The organism is Microbacterium sp. NPDC090014, assembly GCF_044748285.1.
In the GTDB taxonomy this organism is placed as follows: domain Bacteria; phylum Actinomycetota; class Actinomycetes; order Actinomycetales; family Microbacteriaceae; genus Microbacterium.
The window spans coordinates 232,873-249,808 of the sequence record NZ_JBIVFS010000002.1 but is presented as its reverse complement, the minus strand read 5'-3'; the positions used below and the strand labels follow the sequence as shown (position 1 = coordinate 249,808).

The window sequence follows — 16,936 nt, the reverse complement described above, 5'->3', positions numbered from 1 at the left end:
ACGCTCAGCGGAACCGATCGGGACCGCCCCATCCTCCGACCCATGCCTCCACGTGCGGGTTGGAGCGCAGCAGATGCACGCCTTCCGCACGGACGGTCAGGGTCTCGAATCCCTCTGCCGTGCCCCATCGCGCGGCTCGCCGCAGCGCTCGGCGCGAGTGCAGCACACCGGCGGACGAGCCGGCGGAGTCGACGAGATCGACGGTGCCGACGTCACCCGCACCGAGGCCCGCGACGAGCTCGGCGATCCCTGCCGACTCGAGGACCACGACCGGGCGGTCGAGTTCCCAGAGCACCCTGGCCTCGGGCTCGTCGCCGTCGCCGTCGCCGTCGCCGTCGATCACGATGCGCGGGTCGTCGATGTCGAGTCCGGACGTCGCATCGAGCATCACGCGCGACCGCGGGAACGCGGTGAGGATCGAGTCCACCGCGATGAACAGCGCCTCCCGGGTGTGCGTGCCGCGCAGCCGGACGACGAGATCCGGGACCGCCGACAGCAGTCCCCGCGGAGCCGAGCCGTCGACCGGGATCGACGAGACGAGTGTCATCGTCTGGGCGTTCGCGCGCTCGAGCCCGGAATCCGTGCGCTCGGCCCACTCGGGCCCGTCGTGCCAGGCCACGGCCGTCGGCACGTGCGCCAGCACGGCGCCGGCCTGCCACATCCGATGCGTCCACTCCCAGTCCTCCCCGCCGTAGGTCGAGAACGACTCGTCGAAGCCGCCGGTCTCCTCGAACAGGCGACGCGAGCAGGCGATCACCGCGCCGATGACGAACCGGTACGAGCGGTCGTCGGCGTCGAGCAGGTCACGGCTGCGCGCGTACTCCTCGGCGAGCCAGGCCGGCTCCGGGAGCTCACGGCCGATCACCGCCTCGATCACGGGCGTCTCCGCATCGATGCCCGAGAAGTCGGCGTGGCGACGCCGTCCGACCGTGACCGCCTCGGGAAGCAGCGCCGGAAGACGGGTGAGAGCCCGCACATATCCGGGTTCCGGAGCGGTGTCGGCATCCAGGAAGCAGAGCACGTCCCCGGTGCTCGCTCGTGCGCCGAGATTGCGCGCAGCGGCGAGGCGGAAGCCCCGGTCGTCCTGCCGCACGAGGGTGACCCCCGGCGGCACGAGGACATCCCCGGCGGAGCCGTCGTCGGCGACGACGATCTCGAGGAGTTCGCGCGGATAGTCCTGCGTCGACAGCGCCGACAGCGTGCGGGCGAGCTCCCCGGGCTGCTCGTAGTGGGCGACGATCACCGACACTTTCGGCAGCGTCTGCGGCCGGACCCCGTCGAGCGAGTCCCACCTGTTGCCGACGACCCACGGGCGCCGTGTCACCACGCCAGCCCGCCCCACCAGCGCACGTAGGCCTCCGCCGCGTCCGGCCACGACATCGGCAGCCGAGTGAGTCCGTGCCAGGTCGTCTCGGGTCGTTCGAACGCCGCCCGCACCGCGGTGGCGAGCTCTGATCCGTCGACGGTCTGCACGGTTCCCGGACGCAGCGCCGCCATCTCGTCCATGTAGCGATTGCGCACGGCGACGGGACGACGCCCCCAGCCGATCCACGATGCGAGGGACCCCGACGCCGACACATGGCGATGGGCGATCACCGGCACCGACACCGCGCGTCCCCGCCGGGCGATCTCCTCGTCGTCGAGCCAGCCCGTCACGTCGACCTCGACCCCGAGGGCGCCCGCGCGACGGACGAACTCCTCGAGCTCCGCGGCGTGGCCGTCGGACGCCCGGCCGAGAACCGTCATCCTCGTGATGCCCGCGGACGCGGCTGCGCGGGCCGCTTCGTCGTGTCCCTTGCCCGGGTAGAAGTAGCCGAGCACTCCGATCGACGCGTCAGCCGGCGTCCGCGGCACGTCGGGCCGCAGCTCGACGGGCAGCGGGATGCTCACCGCCGGGCCCGTCCACACCCGCTCTTCGCGCAGCAGCGCACGCTCGTGGTCGCTGTTCACCGCCACTCCACGCGCCGCCGCCGCAACCGCCGCGTACGCGGCCCGCCGCCGGGGCAGGTTGCGCTCGCCGTCCGACGCCTGCGGCACATCGTGCAGGGTGACGCTGATCGCGCGCCCGGCGGCGAGGTCCCCGAACGCCTGCGCCGCCTCCTCGGGAGAGCGACCCCAGAGCCGGTCGGTGAAGTGCACGTGCAACGGGGCGCGGTCGTCGTCCGCATCCAGGTCGTGCGGTTCCACGGTGCGGATCGACGGATCCGCGACGCGGACCGCATCGGCCATCTGCCGTCCGTACATGGCGACGCCGTGCGTCCCAGGGTGGACGAGCAGCAGCGGGGTGACGCTCATCGTGCTCGCCAGACGTCGAGAAGGGGCGCGAGACGGGTCACGGCGGCGTCGACGAACTCCGGGTGCGTGGCGTACCACTCGCGGTGAGCGGCACGCACCTCGGCGTCGTCGACCGCAACGGCGTCGACGATCCAGTGCGCGCGCGGCTCGTCCGCCAGCCCCCACGCGTCGACGACCTCCGGCTCCAACGGCGCGCGCACCGAGTTCAGCAGCGGGCGCCCGGGGTCGGTCGGGCCGCCCGTATGGCCGAGCATCTCGAGCATGCGGGCACCCAACGGCATCCACACCGCATCGCCCGGATGATTGACCGTGCGCATGTGATCGGCCGTGACGGAGTCGAAGAGGTCGGAGACCGCCACGTCGGCGCTCTGCTCGCGCAGGCGCAGCGTGTCGATCGACGTCTGTCCCACGGCCCGCACCTCAGCGGGCGCGAGCGCGGCGACGACGGGGATGCCCGCGGCGGCGGCGAGAGTGCGCACGTCGTGGTACGCCACGACGGGCGGATCTCCCTCGACGCCGGGAACCCGGAAGGCGGATTGGAAGGGATGCAGTCCGGCGAAGCGCACCGGGGGCACGGTCATGACCCGGGCATCGGTCACTGCGGCGATCTGCTGCGTCCCCAGCGGCAGATCGCGATAGTCGTCGCGGATCGGCTGGCTCACCACGACGTCGGCGAGGCCGGCGATCTCGTGCAGGCGCGCGGCGTCGGCGGCGGTCATCTCGTGCACGGCGGGGACGCGCACGAATCGGTGCTCCGGCGCATCCATCACCACGCGCAGCGACTCGGCCTGGCAGTTGCCGAGGACGACGCCGAATCGTTCGGGAAGCGGGGTGAGCCCGTAGAACTCCGAGTAGTGCCTCTGACGCGCTAGCACCACGGAGCCGGTCGGCGCAACGCCCGTGCGCGGTTCGGGATCGTGGCTCATGATTCGAACGTACCCCCTTCGATCGCATCAGTCGTGCGCCCCCTTTGCTGTGCGGTCACCCCCGTCATCGCGACCCCGCACGTCGATGCTCTGCCCGCCCACGGAGAACCACATCGTCACCGAACCCGCCCTCATCCGCGTCGCCTCGATCCCGGCCACCCATCCCTACGTGCGCGCCATCGCCGACACGGAGCGAGTGAAGGTCCTCCCCGATCCGCCCGTTCCCGGCGCAGCTGCGGGCGTCTGGTGGCCTCCGGTGGCTCTCACCCCGCAGTGGCTGGTGTCGCACGCAGATGAGTTCGATGTGCTGCACGTGCACTTCGGCCTCGAATCCTTCTCGCCCGACGAGCTGCGCGAGGCGCTCGAGACCGCGCACCGGCTCGGCCGCCCGGTCGTGTACACCGTGCACGACCTCGAGAACCCGCAGCTGGTCGACCAGGCGCCGTACCGAGAGTTGCTCGATGTGATCATCCCGTCGGCCGATCACCTGGTCACGCTCACCGCGACGGCGACGGCCGAGATCGAACGACGGTGGCACCGGAGCAGCGATGTGCTGGCGCACCCCACCCTGCTCGACGATGCGCCTGTGATCGGGCGCTCGGACGACGCGACCGTGCGGGTCGGCATCCACCTGCGCGACCTGCGTCCCAACATCGACGCGGAGCGTGCGGTCCGCACGGCTGTCGACGCGGCCGGACAGCTCGCCGAGGCGGGTCGCGCCGTCGACTTCGAGATCCTGCTAAACGAGCGCACGCGGGATGACGAGGCGGCAGCCCGCGTGGTCGCCGCCGCGGCCGACCACCCGTCCGTGCACGTGCGGCGCACCCCGCGGCTGAGCGACGCGGACATCGCCGCGTGGATCGGCGGCCTCGACCTCTTCGTCCTGCCGTACCTGCACGGAACCCACTCGGGATGGGTCGAGCTCTGCCACGACCTGGGGGTCCCCGTGGCCGGGACCGAGGTGGGGCACATCGGCTCGCAGCATCCCGACGACTTCTTCATCATCGGGTTCGACGACGCGCGGACGCTGGCCGAGGCCGTGTCGCGCGCGTCGGACGCGCCGCCCAGGTCGCCGATGGACACGCGCAGGTCCGAGAGGCTGGCCGAGCGGCAGGCGGTGCGCACCGCCCATGCGCGGTTGTATGCCGAGGCATGTGCGCGCGTCACCGAGGGGGCCCGCGCATGATCGGTCGCGAGCAGCTGCGGGTGCTGGTCGTGGCGCCCGAACGTCATCCTCTTCGCCAACCGCACGCGGGCGGGCTGGAGGCCGTGGTCTGGAACCGCGTGCGCTGGCTGCGCAGCCGCGGCCACCATGTGGAGCTGTGCGCGGCGGAGGGATCGGACTTCCTCGACGCCGACATAGACCTGCACCTGCCGAGTCCGCGGTGGCACCGGGCGCGGGATGCGTCCGACACCGACTTCCCCGAGGGGCACCGCCGTCTCATGACCGACGCCTTCGCGCGGGTACGGGATCGGCTCGACGCGCCGGAGACCCGCGTCGATGTCGTCGACAACCACAGCCTCCACGGCGATCCGATCCTGTGGAGCCGTGAGATCGGGGTTCCGGTCGTCACGACGCTGCACACCCCTCCCCTCGCCGACATGGTGATCGCGTCGAATGCTCTCGACGGCTCGTCGCCGCACAGGTTCCTCGCGGTCAGCCAGTACACGGCGCGCGCGTGGTCGGCCGAGGGCGTCGAGGCGTTCGTCTTCACCAACGGCGTCGACACCGCACAGTGGAGTCTGGGATCGGGCGGAGGGGACTGGGTGTGGTTCGGCCGGATCGTGCCCGAGAAGGCACCCCATCTCGCCATCGACGCCGCTCGACGCGCCGGCGCGCGGCTGAAGCTCGCGGGCCGCGTCGGCGACGCCGCCTATTTCGACCGCGAGGTGCGCCCACGTCTCGGCCGGGGCATCGACTACGTCGGCGCGCTGCGACAGCCCGAGCTCGCCGCGCTCGTCGGGGCCTCATCGGTCGCCCTCGTGACACCGGTGTGGTCGGAGCCCTTCGGGCTGGTGATGGCCGAGGCGCTCATGACCGGCACGCCCGTCGCCGCGTTCGACTCGGGAGGCACCAGTGAGGTGCTCGCCGGAATCCCCGGCACCGCCGTGGTGCCGTCTGCCGACACCGAGGCGCTCGCGCGCGCCGCGACGAACCTGGTCGCGCAGTCGCGCAGCGGACTGCGCCGACGGGATGTGCGCGACGCCGCCTCCGCGCGGCATTCGCTCGACCATCGGCATCGCGAGATCGAACGGGTCCTCACCGTCGCCGCTCAGAGCGCGATGCCCGCCCACGAGTTCGTGGAGGCGGTCGGAGCATGATCGCGTGGTACGTGCACCATCACGGGTGGGGCCACCTGACGCGGATGCAGGCGATCCGCCCGCATCTCGCCGACGAGGTCACGGTGTTCTCGAGCCTGCCTGAGCCCGAGTCCCTGGCACCGCGGACGACATGGGTGCAGCTGCCCTCCGACTCCGACCCGGTCGTCGGGGCCGACGGAGTGCGCCGAGAGGCGCACGAGCTCGGCGATGTCACCGCGAACGGCAGCCTGCACTGGGCACCCCTCGGGCATCCCGGGCATCAGGCTCGCCTCTCGGTGATCGCCGACTGGGTGGCCGTCCACCCGACCGCGGCCTTCGTCGTCGACGTCAGCGTCGAGATCACGATGCTCGCCCGCCTGATGGGCGTGCCGACGATCGTCTTCGCTCAACCGGGCGAGCGCACCGACGCCCCGCACCGGCTCGGATACGACCTCGCCGACCTCATCCTGACGCCCTGGCCGCAGGGAACCATCGAGGCGACGGCGCTCGTCGGCCGCGAGCGCGTGCGAGCGGTCGGCGGCGTGTCTCGCTATGACGGCCGAGCCCGCGTCGACACCGGCGATGAGCACCCTCGTCGCGTGCTGTTCCTCGGTCGCGCTCTCGACCGTGACGCGCTCTCGGAGACCGTCGAGCTGCTCAGAGCGGACGGGTGGGACGTCGAGACCGCCGGTGTGAACGGCGACGACCGGGTCGACGACGTCTGGCCCCTGCTGTGCCGTGCCACGGTCGTGGTGAGCGCGGCGGGCCAGAACAGCATCGCCGACCTCGCCGCCGCCGATGCCCGCGCCGTCGTGATCGCCCAGGAGAGGCCCTTCGGCGAGCAGGAGGACATGGCCCGCGTGCTCGCCGCACAGGGCTTCGCCCAGAGTCTTCCGGTCGATGCGGAGCCCTCCCAGGTCGGGGACGGCATCCGCCGAGCTGCCGAGACCGCTCCCCGCTGGCACGCGTGGCAGGTGCACGGGGCTGCCGCCCGCGCCGCGAGCGCGATCGAGGAGGTGGCGCGATGAGCGTCCGCGTCGCCGTCATCACGCCGGCTTCGGTCAACCGTCTCGACCATCTGCAGCGTCAGCGGCGGTTCCTCGACGAGGTGAGCACGCCCGGCGTCGAGATCGTCCGCATCGAGGCGTGGCTGGATGCGGACGCGCCGCCGTCACCGCCCGCAGCCCGGTTCGTGCATGTGCCGCCGGGCGACCACGGCATGCGCGTCGGCGCGGCGCGGAACGCGGCGGCCTCGCTCGCGCTCGCTCAGGACGTCGACCTGCTGGTGTTCCTCGATGTCGACTGCCTGCCGGGACCGGGGCTCGTCGAGCGATATATCGGTGCCGCGCGAACGCACCCGCAGGACCTCCTCTGCGGCCCGGTGACCTATCTCCACAGTGTGCAGCGCCCGTCGACACCGCACGATCTCGGCATCCTGACCCGTCCGCACCCTGCTCGCCCGCTGCCCGCGGGTGACGCCGTCGTGGCGGCGACCGATGACGAGTTCGACCTGTTCTGGTCGCTCTCGTTCGCGGTGACCCCCGAGACCTGGACGCGTCTCGGCGGATTCGACGAGGTGTACGAGGGCTACGGCGCCGAAGACACCGACCTGGGTCGACGCGCACGGGCGCGTGGCATCGGGCTGCGCTGGGTCGGCGGCGCGCATGCCTACCACCAGTGGCATCCGGCCGGCTCTCCGCCCTGGCGCCACCTCGACGACATCCTGCGCAACGGCGCTCTGTTCGCCGAGCGATGGGGCGAGTGGCCGATGCGCGGCTGGATAGACAGCTTCATCGAGGGCGGTGCCGTGGAACCTCACGGCGACGGCTTCCGCCGCGTCGATCGCGCGAGCGCATCCCGTCGCTGAACCGCTCGACGGGAGGTTCGGATGCCGGGGAATCCGCACTACGCTCGGCAGCATGACGGCGTCTTCCCCCGATGAGCACCCGCTGCTTCGCGCGCACCGCACCCTGCGTCCGGGATTCGGCACCGAAGCGGCGGTCTACGGAACGATCCTCGTGAGCGGACTGATCGCCGTCTCGTCCGCACACGGAGAGACGTCTGCCGCGGTGCTCCTGTCGGTCGGAGTGACCGTCATCGTCTTCTGGGCGGCGCATGTCTACGCGGGTGCCGTCGCCCGGCTCGGCCGAGACGATCCCGAGCAGATGGGCGTGCGCACGGCCATCGGCCGCTCGGTGCGCCATTCACTCGGGATGCTGAGCTCGGCCGGGATCCCCGCGCTCATCCTCGTCGCCGGCACGACGCGGGTCATTCCCGACGATGCCGCGAACGACGTCGCCCTGTGGTCAGGAACCGTCATCCTGGCCTTCCTCGGCTACGTGGCCTTCCTCCGTCGGGGCAGCTCCATCCCCGTCCGCATCCTCGGGGCGCTGAGCACAGCGCTGTTCGGGGTGGCCTTCGTCGTGCTGAAGGCGTTCGTGCACTGACGTCCGGTCAGGCCGGCAGGATCACTCTGATCTGCGCGGCGACCTCGTCGACGATCTGCTCGACCGAGTGAGCGATGTTGATCGTGGCGGACATGGTCAGGAACATGACGGCCGAGACGATGCGGGCGAGCGCCGCGGCCTCGTCGGCCGAGACCCGCGTATCACGGGCGATGACGTCGGCGACCAGCTGCTCGGTCTGCCCGGTGAGGGCGAGCGCCTCACCGTGATGCGGTTCTTCGGGGTCGCCGAACACGATCTCACGCAGGTAGGTGCGGCCGTTGTCGATCTGGGTGCGGTTGCATTCGATGACCGGCCGGATCACCGCCAGCACACCCTCGAGAACACCGTCCGCGTCGGCGGCGGCGGCGCGTCCGCGCTCGAGCGCCTCGGCGTACATCGAGTTCTGCACGAGCAGCAGGAGCTCGCCCTTGGTCTTGGCATAGAGGAAGAGCGTTCCCGTGCCGATGTCGGCGCGATCGGCGATCTCCTGCGTCGTGACGTCGTCCACCCCTCGCTCGGCGAAGAGCTCGCCGGCAGCGGTCGTGATGCGCTCGAGCTTGTCGAGCTTGTTGCGCTCACGTCGACCGAGAGGGCGGGAGTCGACAGTCATGGCGTCCTCCGGAATAAATAATGATCACGCTCAGTTCTGATCATAGTCACCAGGGCGTGGGCTCGGTCCGCCCATTCTCCCACGAGCGCCTCATCGATCCATGGTGAAGCCGTGACGGCATCCGTTCGATCCCTCCGACAGAAAGCCCACCCTCATGCCTTCTCTCTCTGGAGCAGTAGTCCTCGTCACCGGCGCGAACGCAGGGATCGGCACGCACTTCGTCCGCGAAGCCCTCGCGCGCGGCGCCTCGAAGGTCTACGCCTCCGCACGCACGCCCCGCGAGTGGGATGACGAGCGCATCGTGCCGCTCGCCCTCGACGTCACCGATCCGGCATCGATCGCCGCAGCCGTCGCGGCCGCACCCGACGTCACGGTGCTCATCAACAACGCCGGCGCTTCGCCCTCGAGCCCCGGCATCCTCTCGCACAGCGACGAGGAGATCCGCGCGAACGTCGAGACCAACTTCCTCGGCCCGCTGTTCCTCGCTCGCGCCTTCGCGCCGATCCTCTCGGCCCAGCCGCAGTCGGCGCTCATCGACATCCACTCGGCCTTGAGCTGGTACGCCGTCGCCGGCATCTACAGCGCGACCAAGGCGGCGCTGTGGTCGGCGACGAACTCGCTGCGCCTCGAGCTCGCCCCGGCCGGAGTGCACGTCGTCGGGGTGCACGTCGGATACGTCGACACGGCCATGGCGGCGAACGTCACCGACCCGAAGCTCGACCCGGCCGTGCTCGTGACCAAGGTGCTGGATGCCACGGAGGCGGGCGAGTACGAGGTGCTCGCCGACGACACCTCGGTGCAGGTCAGGGCCGCCCTGAGCGCCCCGCTCGAGGCGCTCTACCCGCAGCTGGCGCGCACCTCGGAGCAGTAGTCCACACGGCGAAGGCCCCGGGAGCGATCGGATCGCTCCCGGGGCCTTCGTGCGTCCGGATGCTCTGCAGCGATCAGGACTCAGGCTCCCCTGATCACGACCTTGCCGCGGATTCCGCCCCGGGTCAGCGACGCGATGCCGTCGGCGGCCTCCTCGAACGGGAGCACGCGACCGACGATCGGGCGGATGGCTCCCGCGTCGACGAGTTCTACGATCTGGCGCAGCTGTTCGCCGCTCGCCCGCATGAAGAGGAACGTGTAGGCGACGCCCAGGCGCTTCGCCTGGGCCCGGACCTTGCGGCTGAGCACGGCCATGGCCAGTCGGAGCAGTGGATTGAGGCCGGCTGCGCGGGCGAACTCGGGTGTGGGCGGACCCGAGATCCCGACCGCCCTGCCTCCCGGCCGCAGGATGCGCAGCGACTTCTCGAGGTTCTCGCCGCCGAGGCTGTCGAGCACGACGTCGTATCCACTGAGGACCTCCTCGAAGTCCTCAGACCGGTAGTCGACGACATGGTCGGCGCCGAGCATCCTCACGAAGTCGGCGTTCGCGCCGCTCGCGGTCGTCGCCACCTCCGCACCCAGGTGCTTCGCGAGCTGGATCGCGATCGATCCGACGCCGCCGGCTCCCGCATGGATCAGCACCTTGTGGCCCGGCCGCACCTCGCCGATCTCGACCAGGGCCTGCCAGGCCGTCAGCGCGACGAGCGGCAGCGACCCCGCCTCGTCCATCGTGATCGACGCGGGCTTCAGCGCCACGTCGCTCTCGTCGACCGCGATCCGCTCGGCGAAGGTCCCGATGCGACGATCGCGTGGACGCGCGTAGACCTCGTCGCCGATCGCGAAACGGCTCACGCCGGCGCCGACGCGGATGACCGTCCCCGCGACGTCGTGCCCGAGGACGATCGGCAGACGGTACGGCAGGATCGCTCTGAACTCGCCGGCGCGGATCTTCTCATCCAGCTGGTTGACACCCGCCGCCTGCACGCGGACGAGCACGTCGCGCTCGCCCACGGAGGGCTCGGGCACGTCGGCCGCGTGCACGGCGGTGTCGTACTTCGAGAGGACGAAAGCTCTCATGGGTGATCTCCGGAATCCGTCGCAGAATAACGACTGAACTCTATTATGAGCGCACTCAGTTTTATTGTCAACGGCGAGATGCTCTCAGTCGAGTCGAGAGGACAGCTCCTCGATGATCTGCGCGACCTCGCGTCGCGCATCCGCCAACCGTTCGATCTCCGCGTCGAGGCCGGCGAGCGCGGTGTCGGACGATCCGTGACGGCGTGCGATCTGCAGGTTCGCCCGGACGTTCAGCGACGCCCCCGACAATCCGGCGCCCAGGGCCTCTGCGGCGACGGCGAGATCAACGGCGATGTGAGGGTTGCCCGCCTCGACGAGCACCCGCACGTCGCGCAGCATCCGCACGCCGATGCCACCGACCTGCGCCGCGGACTCGGCCGCCTCGACGGCCGCCTCGCGGACGCGCTCGTCGCGGGACGGGTCGTCGCTCGGCAGTGCGAGGGCAGCCCCGAAGCAGGCCGAGACGACGCCGTCCGCCTCGACCGCCCGCAGCGCCTCGACGCGTCGCCCGGTGAGCGGATCGAGGCGCTCCGATGCTCGAGGGTCGTCATCGGAGTACCCGCCCACCATGCTCATCAGCGAGGCGGCGATCGCGAGCATCACTCCCGACGCGGCGCCTCCCCCGGGAGAACCGGTCGGACGACTCAGCGCGTCGAACCAGTCGTCCATCGGGGTGGATGCGGGGATGTCGGCGGAGTCCTCCATGACCGTCACCCTACGAGCTACGACCAGAGCAGCGGGAGCAGCGACACCACGAGACCCACGAACCCGACGCCGGCGAACACGATCCCGAGGGTGAGGACGACGCGCCGTGCGTGCGGCGGCTCCCCCACTCGTGCGCGGGAGGGGTTGTTCGCGCTGACCACTCCGTCGGCCCAGCCGGCCTCCGCGGTCGCCGATTCCTGCCGGCTCAGCGGTCGCTCATGGAAGTCTCCCCCGGCGAACCAGCGGGCGAGCAACGCCCCGTCGCGCTCGATGACGGCGATCTCTGCGGGCAGCCACGGCCCCTCGATCGTCCGGATGAGGACAGCGATCAGCAGCATCGGCAGACCGAGCCCGAGGCCGACCCACGACAGCACCTCGCCGACGAGCGCGAGGGTGTCGAGCATCTGCATGATCTCATCGTAGAGAGTTCGGTTAACCCTCGTCGGCCTCTGACGCAAGGCCCTCGGCACACTCGCTTCGATCGCATAGCGTCGGCCACACGAGAGGGAGGAGCGCACAATGAGCACGAACATCGAGATCGACGGCCGGAATTTCGTGCTGCGTGACGATCGCCCTCTGAGGCAGGTGATGGACGAGATCGAGGCCGCCGCATCCGCAGCGCCGACCTTCATCACCCTGTCGGGCGACGACCGCAGCATCAGCGTGCTCATCCGCCCCACGACGCGCGTGGTGATCTCGGTCGAGAAGGCCGCGCACGTCGATACGACCGGACGCATCGAGCCGGACCACGCCTCATGGGACCTCCCGTTCGAAGACTGGGAGATGTGACGTGCAGGAGCTGTGGCTCGTCAGGCACGGAGAGAGTATCGGCAACGTCGCCGCGACAGCCGCGGAGACCGTCCGCGCCGAGGTGATCGACCTCGCGACCCGAGACGCCGATGTGCCGTTGTCGACCACCGGTGCCGAGCAGGCGCGAGCGCTGGCGGCCGCGTTGCACGGCGGCCCTGTCACGCCCCAGGTCGCCTGGTTGTCGCCGTACGTGCGGGCCCAGCAGACGTTCGCGCTCAGCATGGAGGGCGTGGAGGGCGTCGCCGGCGTCGAGCGGGTGCTCACCGACGAACGGCTGCGCGACAGAGAGCTCGGCATCCTCGATCTGCTGACCCGGTGGGGCGTCGCCGCCCGGCATCCCGAAGAGGCCGACCGTCGGGCGCGACTGGGCAAGTACTACCACCGGCCGCCCGGAGGAGAGTCGTGGGCCGATGTGTCCCTGCGCCTGCGGTCGTTCCTGCGAGACGCACTGGCCGACGACGCCCGCGTCGGTCTCGTCGTCGCGCATGACGCCGTCGTGATGCTGCTGGTCGCACTGCTGACCGGGATGGACGAGACGCGCCTCATGCAGTTCGCCTCGACGAACCCGGTGCTCAACGCCTCGGTGACGCGGCTGCGCCTGGACGGCCGGCAGTGGCAGCTCGAGGACTTCTCCGACGTGCGCCACCTCGCGCAGCTGGGCGCCGATATCACCGTGCACCCGGGAAGCCCCGATGTCGGCCCGGGATGAGCCGACGCGGGTGACGCCGCAGCTGCTGCAGGAGTGGGGTCTGCCCGACCCCGGCGACTCGAAGAAGTCCCGCGGCACGGCGATGATCATCGGCGGCTCGTCTCTCTCGGCCGGCGCGGTCGTGCTGGGCGGAGAGGCCATGCTGCGCGTCGGAGCGGGCAAGGTCGCGGTCACGACCGACGCCTCGGTCGCGGATGTCGTGCGGATCGCGTTCCCCGAGGCCGGGGTCTACGAATCGCCCGATCCGGGCGAACCGATGACCGACGACCTGCGCAGCGCCTGCGAGGGAGCGGATGCGGTGCTGGTCGGGCCCGGGCTGGACGACCCCGAGGATGCCCTCGGGTGGCTGCGGCGGCTGGCGGGCCACGACATCTCCTGCCTCGTGGTCGACGCCTTCGCCGTCGGTGCACTGCGCGACGTGCCGCGCTCGAATCTTCCGGCGTCCCTGATCGTCAACGCCAATCTCGACGAGGCCGAGCTCCTGCTGGGCCGCCCCGTCGACGACCTCTTCTCGGAGCTGCCGGGACTCGCTCAGGAGCTCGACGCCGTGATCCACTGCTACTCCGCCGTGGTCTCACCCTCGGGCGCCGCATGGCGACTCGACGACGGCGGCCCCGGCCTCGGCACGGCCGGATCGGGCGACGTCGTCGCGGGCGCCATCACCGGCTTCGCCGCCCGAGGACTCGCCCCGGAACGCGCCGCCGTCTGGGGAGCATGGGCGCACGCCCGCGCAGGAGACCGACTCGCCGAGCGCAGGGGTCTCGGCTACCTCGCCCGCGAGCTGGTGCGCGAACTCCCCGCCGCCGTGCTCGACGTCGACGGGGCTCGAGGCGACGTCGACTGACGGCGTCACCACGGCTGGGTCCCGTCGACCGGATGCTCAGGCGAGAAGACCGCTCATCTGCTTCGCGATCATCCTCGTCGCGAACTTCGGGTTGAGGCGTGAGAGGCGGTCCATCGCGGCGGCATCCGAACCGATCGTGGCGCGGAACCGATCCTTCACTATCGCGTCGACGATCACGCGGCCCGCCTCCTGCGGCGTCGTCGTCTTGTAGGCGCTGCTCTCCGCCGTCGCGTCCCCTCCGAGATCGACTCCGGAATTCGCAGCGATGCCGGTGCTGATCGCGCCGGGGAAGATCACCGTGACATGCACGTTCGTCTCGAGCAGCTCGGCATAGAGCGCCTCGGTGAGGAGCTTCACCGCGGCCTTGGATGCCCCGTAGACCGCCTGACCGGGCACCGGGGCGTACGAACCCATGCTCGCGACATTGAGCAGCGACGCCTCCGGTCGGGCGAGAAGGTGAGGCAGGAAGGCCTTGCACACGTTCATCACTCCCCAGAAGTTCACATTCATGACCTTCTCGATCTCCGAGAACGGCAGTTCGTTCACCGTGACGAACTTCTGGATCACCCCCGCGATGTTCGCGACGCCGTCGACCTGTCCATGAGCCGCGATCACAGCGTCGGGAAGCGCGTCGATCGCATTCCGGTCGGTGATGTTCACCGCGTGCTGAGTGAATCGCGTGCCGACAGCCGCGAGTGCTGCGGTCGCTTCAAGGCCTGCGGCGTTCAGGTCGACGCCGGCAACCGAGGCGCCACCGGCAAGCAGACGCAGCGTCACCTCGCGTCCGATGCCGTTTCCTGCGCCCGTGACGACGAAGACCTTGCCTGAGATGTCCATGGTTTCCTTCTGGGTGGGTCGGGCCGCGATCAGCGCGACTCGGAGGAGATGTCCGCAAGGATGCGGTCGAGGGTACGGGTGATCGAGATCGTCGTCGCCGCATCGTGCCAGGGGTGCTCGCGCAGACCGGATGCGATCGCCGCGGTCACTGCCTCGAGCATCGGGCCGTAGCCGTTGCCGACCCGCGGATGCCGCAGCTGCTCCGGCTCGCGGAAGATACGCTCCGCCGACCCTGCATGAACTCGGGCGTCGCTGCCCGCCCAGAACATGGGATCGAGCGTGATCCAGCCGCGCTCGCCGCTGATCGCCGCCGAGAGATCAAGGAAGTCCACTCCTGACCACGCGAGCTGCGCGAAGGCGCCGTCGGCGCGCTCGAGCGTGGCATGCCCCGCGAGATCCACCCCCTCAGAGAGGACTCCTCGCGCCTGCACTACGTCGGGCGCACCGAGGAACCAATGGGCCAGCGTGACCGGGTAGATCCCCCTGTCGCGCAGGATGCTTCCGCCGTCCTCCGGCCGCTCTTTGCCCGGGCGCGGGAAGAACGGGGTGCCGAAGCTCGCCCGCACGTTTCTGATCGCACCGAGCTCTCCCGCGGCGATCCGGTCGATGATCTCGACGTGCAGCGGGTTGAACCGCATCCACATCGCCTCCATGAGAAATCGGTCCACCTGAGCCGCGCGGGCGAAGAGCAATTCGGCGTCAGCGGCCGAGGTCGCGATCGGCTTCTCGACCAGCACATGCTTACCCGCGTCGAGGGCCTCGAGCGTGATCGCAGTATGCGTGACGGCAGGGGTGGCGATGTAGACGACGTCGACGTCGTCGCGAGCGAACAGCGCTGCCCGATCGTCGGTCGACGTCGGGATGCCGTGCCGCGTCGCGAAGTCGGACGCGCGCTCGGCGGTTCGCCCCCAGACGGCTGAGATGCCACCGCCGATGGCGAGCAGATCGGAGACGAGGCGATCGGAGATGTCGCCGGTGCCGACGATGCCCCACCTAGGCATCGACGGCCTTCCGCTCGCGGATCGGTGCCACCGTGAGGGTCGCGAGGGCGACGAGCACGAGCGCGGCTCCCCAGACGAGCTGATAGCCGCCGGTCGCCGAGACGACGACCGCAGCGAGCGCCGGTGCCAGCGCCTGACCGAGGTTCATGGCGACGATCGCGAGACCGAGATCCCGCCCTGCGCGCGCCGGATCAGGGAGCACGTCGATGAACATCGCGTTGTCGACCGGCAGGTAGATGCCGAAGGCGAGGCCAGTGATGATCACCTGGGCGAAGAGGGCCGGGAGCGTCGGCGAGATCAGCGGGATCGCCATCGACACCGCCATGAGCAGCGACGCAACGACGATGAAGGGCTTGCGACGGCCGACACGGTCGGAGAGCCGCCCCGAGATCGCCACGGCGATGAGCGTGAAGGGGATGCCCGCGAGCCCGAGGATCGGGACCATCGCCGATGCCTCGGCGGCACTGAGCGCCGGGGAGATGTAGCTCTGCAGCATGTAGAGGTTGAGGACCGTCGACGTGCTGTAGCCGAAGAAGAAGAGCACCCGGGAGATCCACAGCCACCGGTAATTGCGGGCCTTGAGAGCGCTCGCGTAGCCGAGCAGGAAGGGCTTCCAGGCGAAGGGCTCGCGCTCGACGTCCACCGACGATGCGTCACGGTTCCGCGTCACGAAGAGAACCGTCGCGATCGCCACGAGCAGACCGAGGATCAGATAGAAGTCCAGGCCGACGAGTCCGAACAGCGCGCCGGCACCGATGCCGCCGAGGATGCCGCCGATGATCGCCCCCATGCTGGTCCATGACGTCACGCGGCCGCGTCGGTCGCGCGGCACTCTGTCGGCGACCGTGGCCTGCAGCGGGTTGCCAGCGACGTTCAACGCGAGCTCGGTGGCAGACCACAGCACGACGAGCACGACGAGCGAAGGTGCGTAGCGGACGGCGACGAGCAGGACGGCGCCGATCAGTCCGGCGTAGAGGATCCAGGGAGCCCGGCGCCCCAGTCGGGAGCGCGTGCGATCGGACAGCACCCCGATAACCGGCTGCAGGATCATCACGATGATGGCGCTGGTCGTCGTGACCAACGCGAGCCCGTTCGCTCGGGCCGCCTCGAAGTCCGAGAGCAGAGCGAGCTGTCGCGCCTGGTCCGCGTCAGGCGTGATGTCGCCGGCGGCCACGGCTCGCCCGAGTTCGGTGAGGGCCTGCAGATCGACGCCGGCGTCTGCCCCGCTGAAGAAGGACCCGAACTCGATCATCTGGATCTGGTTCGGCATGAGGATGCCGTTGGTCGCCGCCCACACCGCCGAGACCGCGAGCGAGAGCAGCAGATACCACCGGATGTAGCGGGACAGCGGCTTCTTCGCGTCGTAGTGCACGCCGATGTTCGAGGTCCACCGCGCTTCTTCGCCGGTGGGATGGGTCATCTGCTCGCTCATACCCGCAGCCTCTGTGCATTCTTCATCGAAGGACTCCAGACCGCCTCGCTCTCGAGACGGTTCCATCAAAGC

19 protein-coding genes are annotated in these 16,936 nt (G+C 70.3%); 9 read left to right on the top strand and 10 right to left on the bottom strand.

What is annotated here, in order from left to right; translation table 11 throughout:
• Positions 1-4: 4 nt before the first annotated feature.
• The 3 genes from ACIPV5_RS14555 to ACIPV5_RS14545 are packed head-to-tail and all read right to left on the bottom strand — an operon-like array spanning position 5 to position 3,221.
• Positions 5-1,327: a glycosyltransferase family 2 protein gene (locus tag ACIPV5_RS14555; protein ID WP_400341590.1), complete on the bottom strand. Its 1,323-nt coding sequence runs from the start codon at positions 1,325-1,327 to the stop codon at positions 5-7.
• Positions 1,321-2,295 carry a hypothetical protein gene (locus ACIPV5_RS14550; protein WP_187250241.1) on the bottom strand — a complete coding sequence of 325 codons (975 nt, stop codon included), beginning with the start codon at positions 2,293-2,295 and terminating at the stop codon, positions 1,321-1,323. Before ACIPV5_RS14550 ends, ACIPV5_RS14555 begins: the two co-directional genes overlap by 7 nt.
• On the bottom strand, positions 2,292-3,221 hold the full coding sequence (locus tag ACIPV5_RS14545) for a WcbI family polysaccharide biosynthesis putative acetyltransferase (RefSeq protein ID WP_400341587.1): 930 nt from the start codon (positions 3,219-3,221) through the stop codon (positions 2,292-2,294). Before ACIPV5_RS14545 ends, ACIPV5_RS14550 begins: the two co-directional genes overlap by 4 nt.
• Positions 3,222-3,306: 85 nt before the next feature.
• On the opposite strand from ACIPV5_RS14545, the gene ACIPV5_RS14540 reads away from it, so the two are divergent.
• From ACIPV5_RS14540 to ACIPV5_RS14520, 5 genes are read left to right on the top strand one after another with little or no spacing between them, the layout of a single operon-like run.
• Entirely contained in the window at positions 3,307-4,407 is a 1,101-nt protein-coding gene (locus ACIPV5_RS14540) for a hypothetical protein (protein ID WP_400341585.1), read from the top strand.
• On the top strand, positions 4,404-5,543 hold the full coding sequence (locus tag ACIPV5_RS14535) for a glycosyltransferase (protein ID WP_320490530.1): 1,140 nt from the start codon (positions 4,404-4,406) through the stop codon (positions 5,541-5,543). Before ACIPV5_RS14540 ends, ACIPV5_RS14535 begins: the two co-directional genes overlap by 4 nt.
• The gene (locus ACIPV5_RS14530) at positions 5,540-6,550 is read left to right on the top strand and encodes a glycosyltransferase (protein WP_400341583.1); all 1,011 of its coding nucleotides are present in this window, start codon (positions 5,540-5,542) and stop codon (positions 6,548-6,550) included. The genes ACIPV5_RS14535 and ACIPV5_RS14530 overlap by 4 nt, the downstream gene beginning before the upstream one ends.
• Positions 6,547-7,389 (top strand): galactosyltransferase-related protein, encoded by an 843-nt coding sequence (locus tag ACIPV5_RS14525; protein ID WP_056279528.1) that lies wholly within the window; start codon positions 6,547-6,549, stop codon positions 7,387-7,389. Before ACIPV5_RS14530 ends, ACIPV5_RS14525 begins: the two co-directional genes overlap by 4 nt.
• Positions 7,390-7,441: 52 nt before the next feature.
• Complete coding sequence (locus tag ACIPV5_RS14520) at positions 7,442-7,969, top strand: hypothetical protein (protein WP_233277240.1); 528 nt, start codon at positions 7,442-7,444, stop codon at positions 7,967-7,969.
• 7 nt (positions 7,970-7,976) lie between these two features.
• Here the strand turns inward: ACIPV5_RS14520 and ACIPV5_RS14515 are convergent, their stop codons facing one another.
• Positions 7,977-8,579 carry a TetR/AcrR family transcriptional regulator gene (locus tag ACIPV5_RS14515; RefSeq protein WP_053097652.1) on the bottom strand — a complete coding sequence of 201 codons (603 nt, stop codon included), beginning with the start codon at positions 8,577-8,579 and terminating at the stop codon, positions 7,977-7,979.
• 154 nt (positions 8,580-8,733) lie between these two features.
• Here ACIPV5_RS14515 and ACIPV5_RS14510 point away from each other — a divergent pair, with 154 nt between their 5' ends.
• Positions 8,734-9,450 (top strand): SDR family oxidoreductase, encoded by a 717-nt coding sequence (locus ACIPV5_RS14510; protein WP_400341580.1) that lies wholly within the window; start codon positions 8,734-8,736, stop codon positions 9,448-9,450.
• Positions 9,451-9,530: 80 nt separating this feature from the next.
• Here ACIPV5_RS14510 and ACIPV5_RS14505 read toward each other — a convergent pair whose 3' ends face one another.
• The 3 genes from ACIPV5_RS14505 to ACIPV5_RS14495 form a co-directional block, all read right to left on the bottom strand.
• A complete protein-coding gene (locus ACIPV5_RS14505) occupies positions 9,531-10,526 on the bottom strand; it encodes an NADP-dependent oxidoreductase (RefSeq protein WP_400341578.1) in 996 nt (331 codons plus the stop codon).
• A gap of 84 nt (positions 10,527-10,610) precedes the next feature.
• Entirely contained in the window at positions 10,611-11,231 is a 621-nt protein-coding gene (locus tag ACIPV5_RS14500; RefSeq protein ID WP_400341576.1) for a cyclodeaminase/cyclohydrolase family protein, read from the bottom strand.
• Between the two features lie 17 nt (positions 11,232-11,248).
• On the bottom strand, positions 11,249-11,641 hold the full coding sequence (locus ACIPV5_RS14495) for a hypothetical protein (protein ID WP_400341575.1): 393 nt from the start codon (positions 11,639-11,641) through the stop codon (positions 11,249-11,251).
• 109 nt (positions 11,642-11,750) lie between these two features.
• Between ACIPV5_RS14495 and ACIPV5_RS14490 the strand changes: the two genes are divergently transcribed.
• The 3 genes from ACIPV5_RS14490 to ACIPV5_RS14480 are packed head-to-tail and all read left to right on the top strand — an operon-like array spanning position 11,751 to position 13,594.
• On the top strand, positions 11,751-12,020 hold the full coding sequence (locus ACIPV5_RS14490) for a hypothetical protein (RefSeq protein WP_053097657.1): 270 nt from the start codon (positions 11,751-11,753) through the stop codon (positions 12,018-12,020).
• A gap of 1 nt (position 12,021) precedes the next feature.
• The gene (locus ACIPV5_RS14485) at positions 12,022-12,750 is read left to right on the top strand and encodes a histidine phosphatase family protein (protein WP_400341572.1); all 729 of its coding nucleotides are present in this window, start codon (positions 12,022-12,024) and stop codon (positions 12,748-12,750) included.
• The gene (locus ACIPV5_RS14480; protein ID WP_400341570.1) at positions 12,734-13,594 is read left to right on the top strand and encodes an NAD(P)H-hydrate dehydratase; all 861 of its coding nucleotides are present in this window, start codon (positions 12,734-12,736) and stop codon (positions 13,592-13,594) included. The genes ACIPV5_RS14485 and ACIPV5_RS14480 overlap by 17 nt, the downstream gene beginning before the upstream one ends.
• A 36-nt stretch (positions 13,595-13,630) precedes the next feature.
• On the opposite strand, the gene ACIPV5_RS14475 is transcribed toward ACIPV5_RS14480, so the two are convergent.
• From ACIPV5_RS14475 to ACIPV5_RS14465, 3 genes are read right to left on the bottom strand one after another with little or no spacing between them, the layout of a single operon-like run.
• Entirely contained in the window at positions 13,631-14,431 is an 801-nt protein-coding gene (locus ACIPV5_RS14475) for an SDR family oxidoreductase (RefSeq protein WP_072591778.1), read from the bottom strand.
• Between the two features lie 29 nt (positions 14,432-14,460).
• Entirely contained in the window at positions 14,461-15,432 is a 972-nt protein-coding gene (locus ACIPV5_RS14470) for a Gfo/Idh/MocA family protein (protein ID WP_400341568.1), read from the bottom strand.
• Entirely contained in the window at positions 15,425-16,864 is a 1,440-nt protein-coding gene (locus tag ACIPV5_RS14465) for an MFS transporter (protein WP_400341566.1), read from the bottom strand. The genes ACIPV5_RS14470 and ACIPV5_RS14465 overlap by 8 nt, the downstream gene beginning before the upstream one ends.
• Positions 16,865-16,936 lie beyond the last annotated feature (72 nt).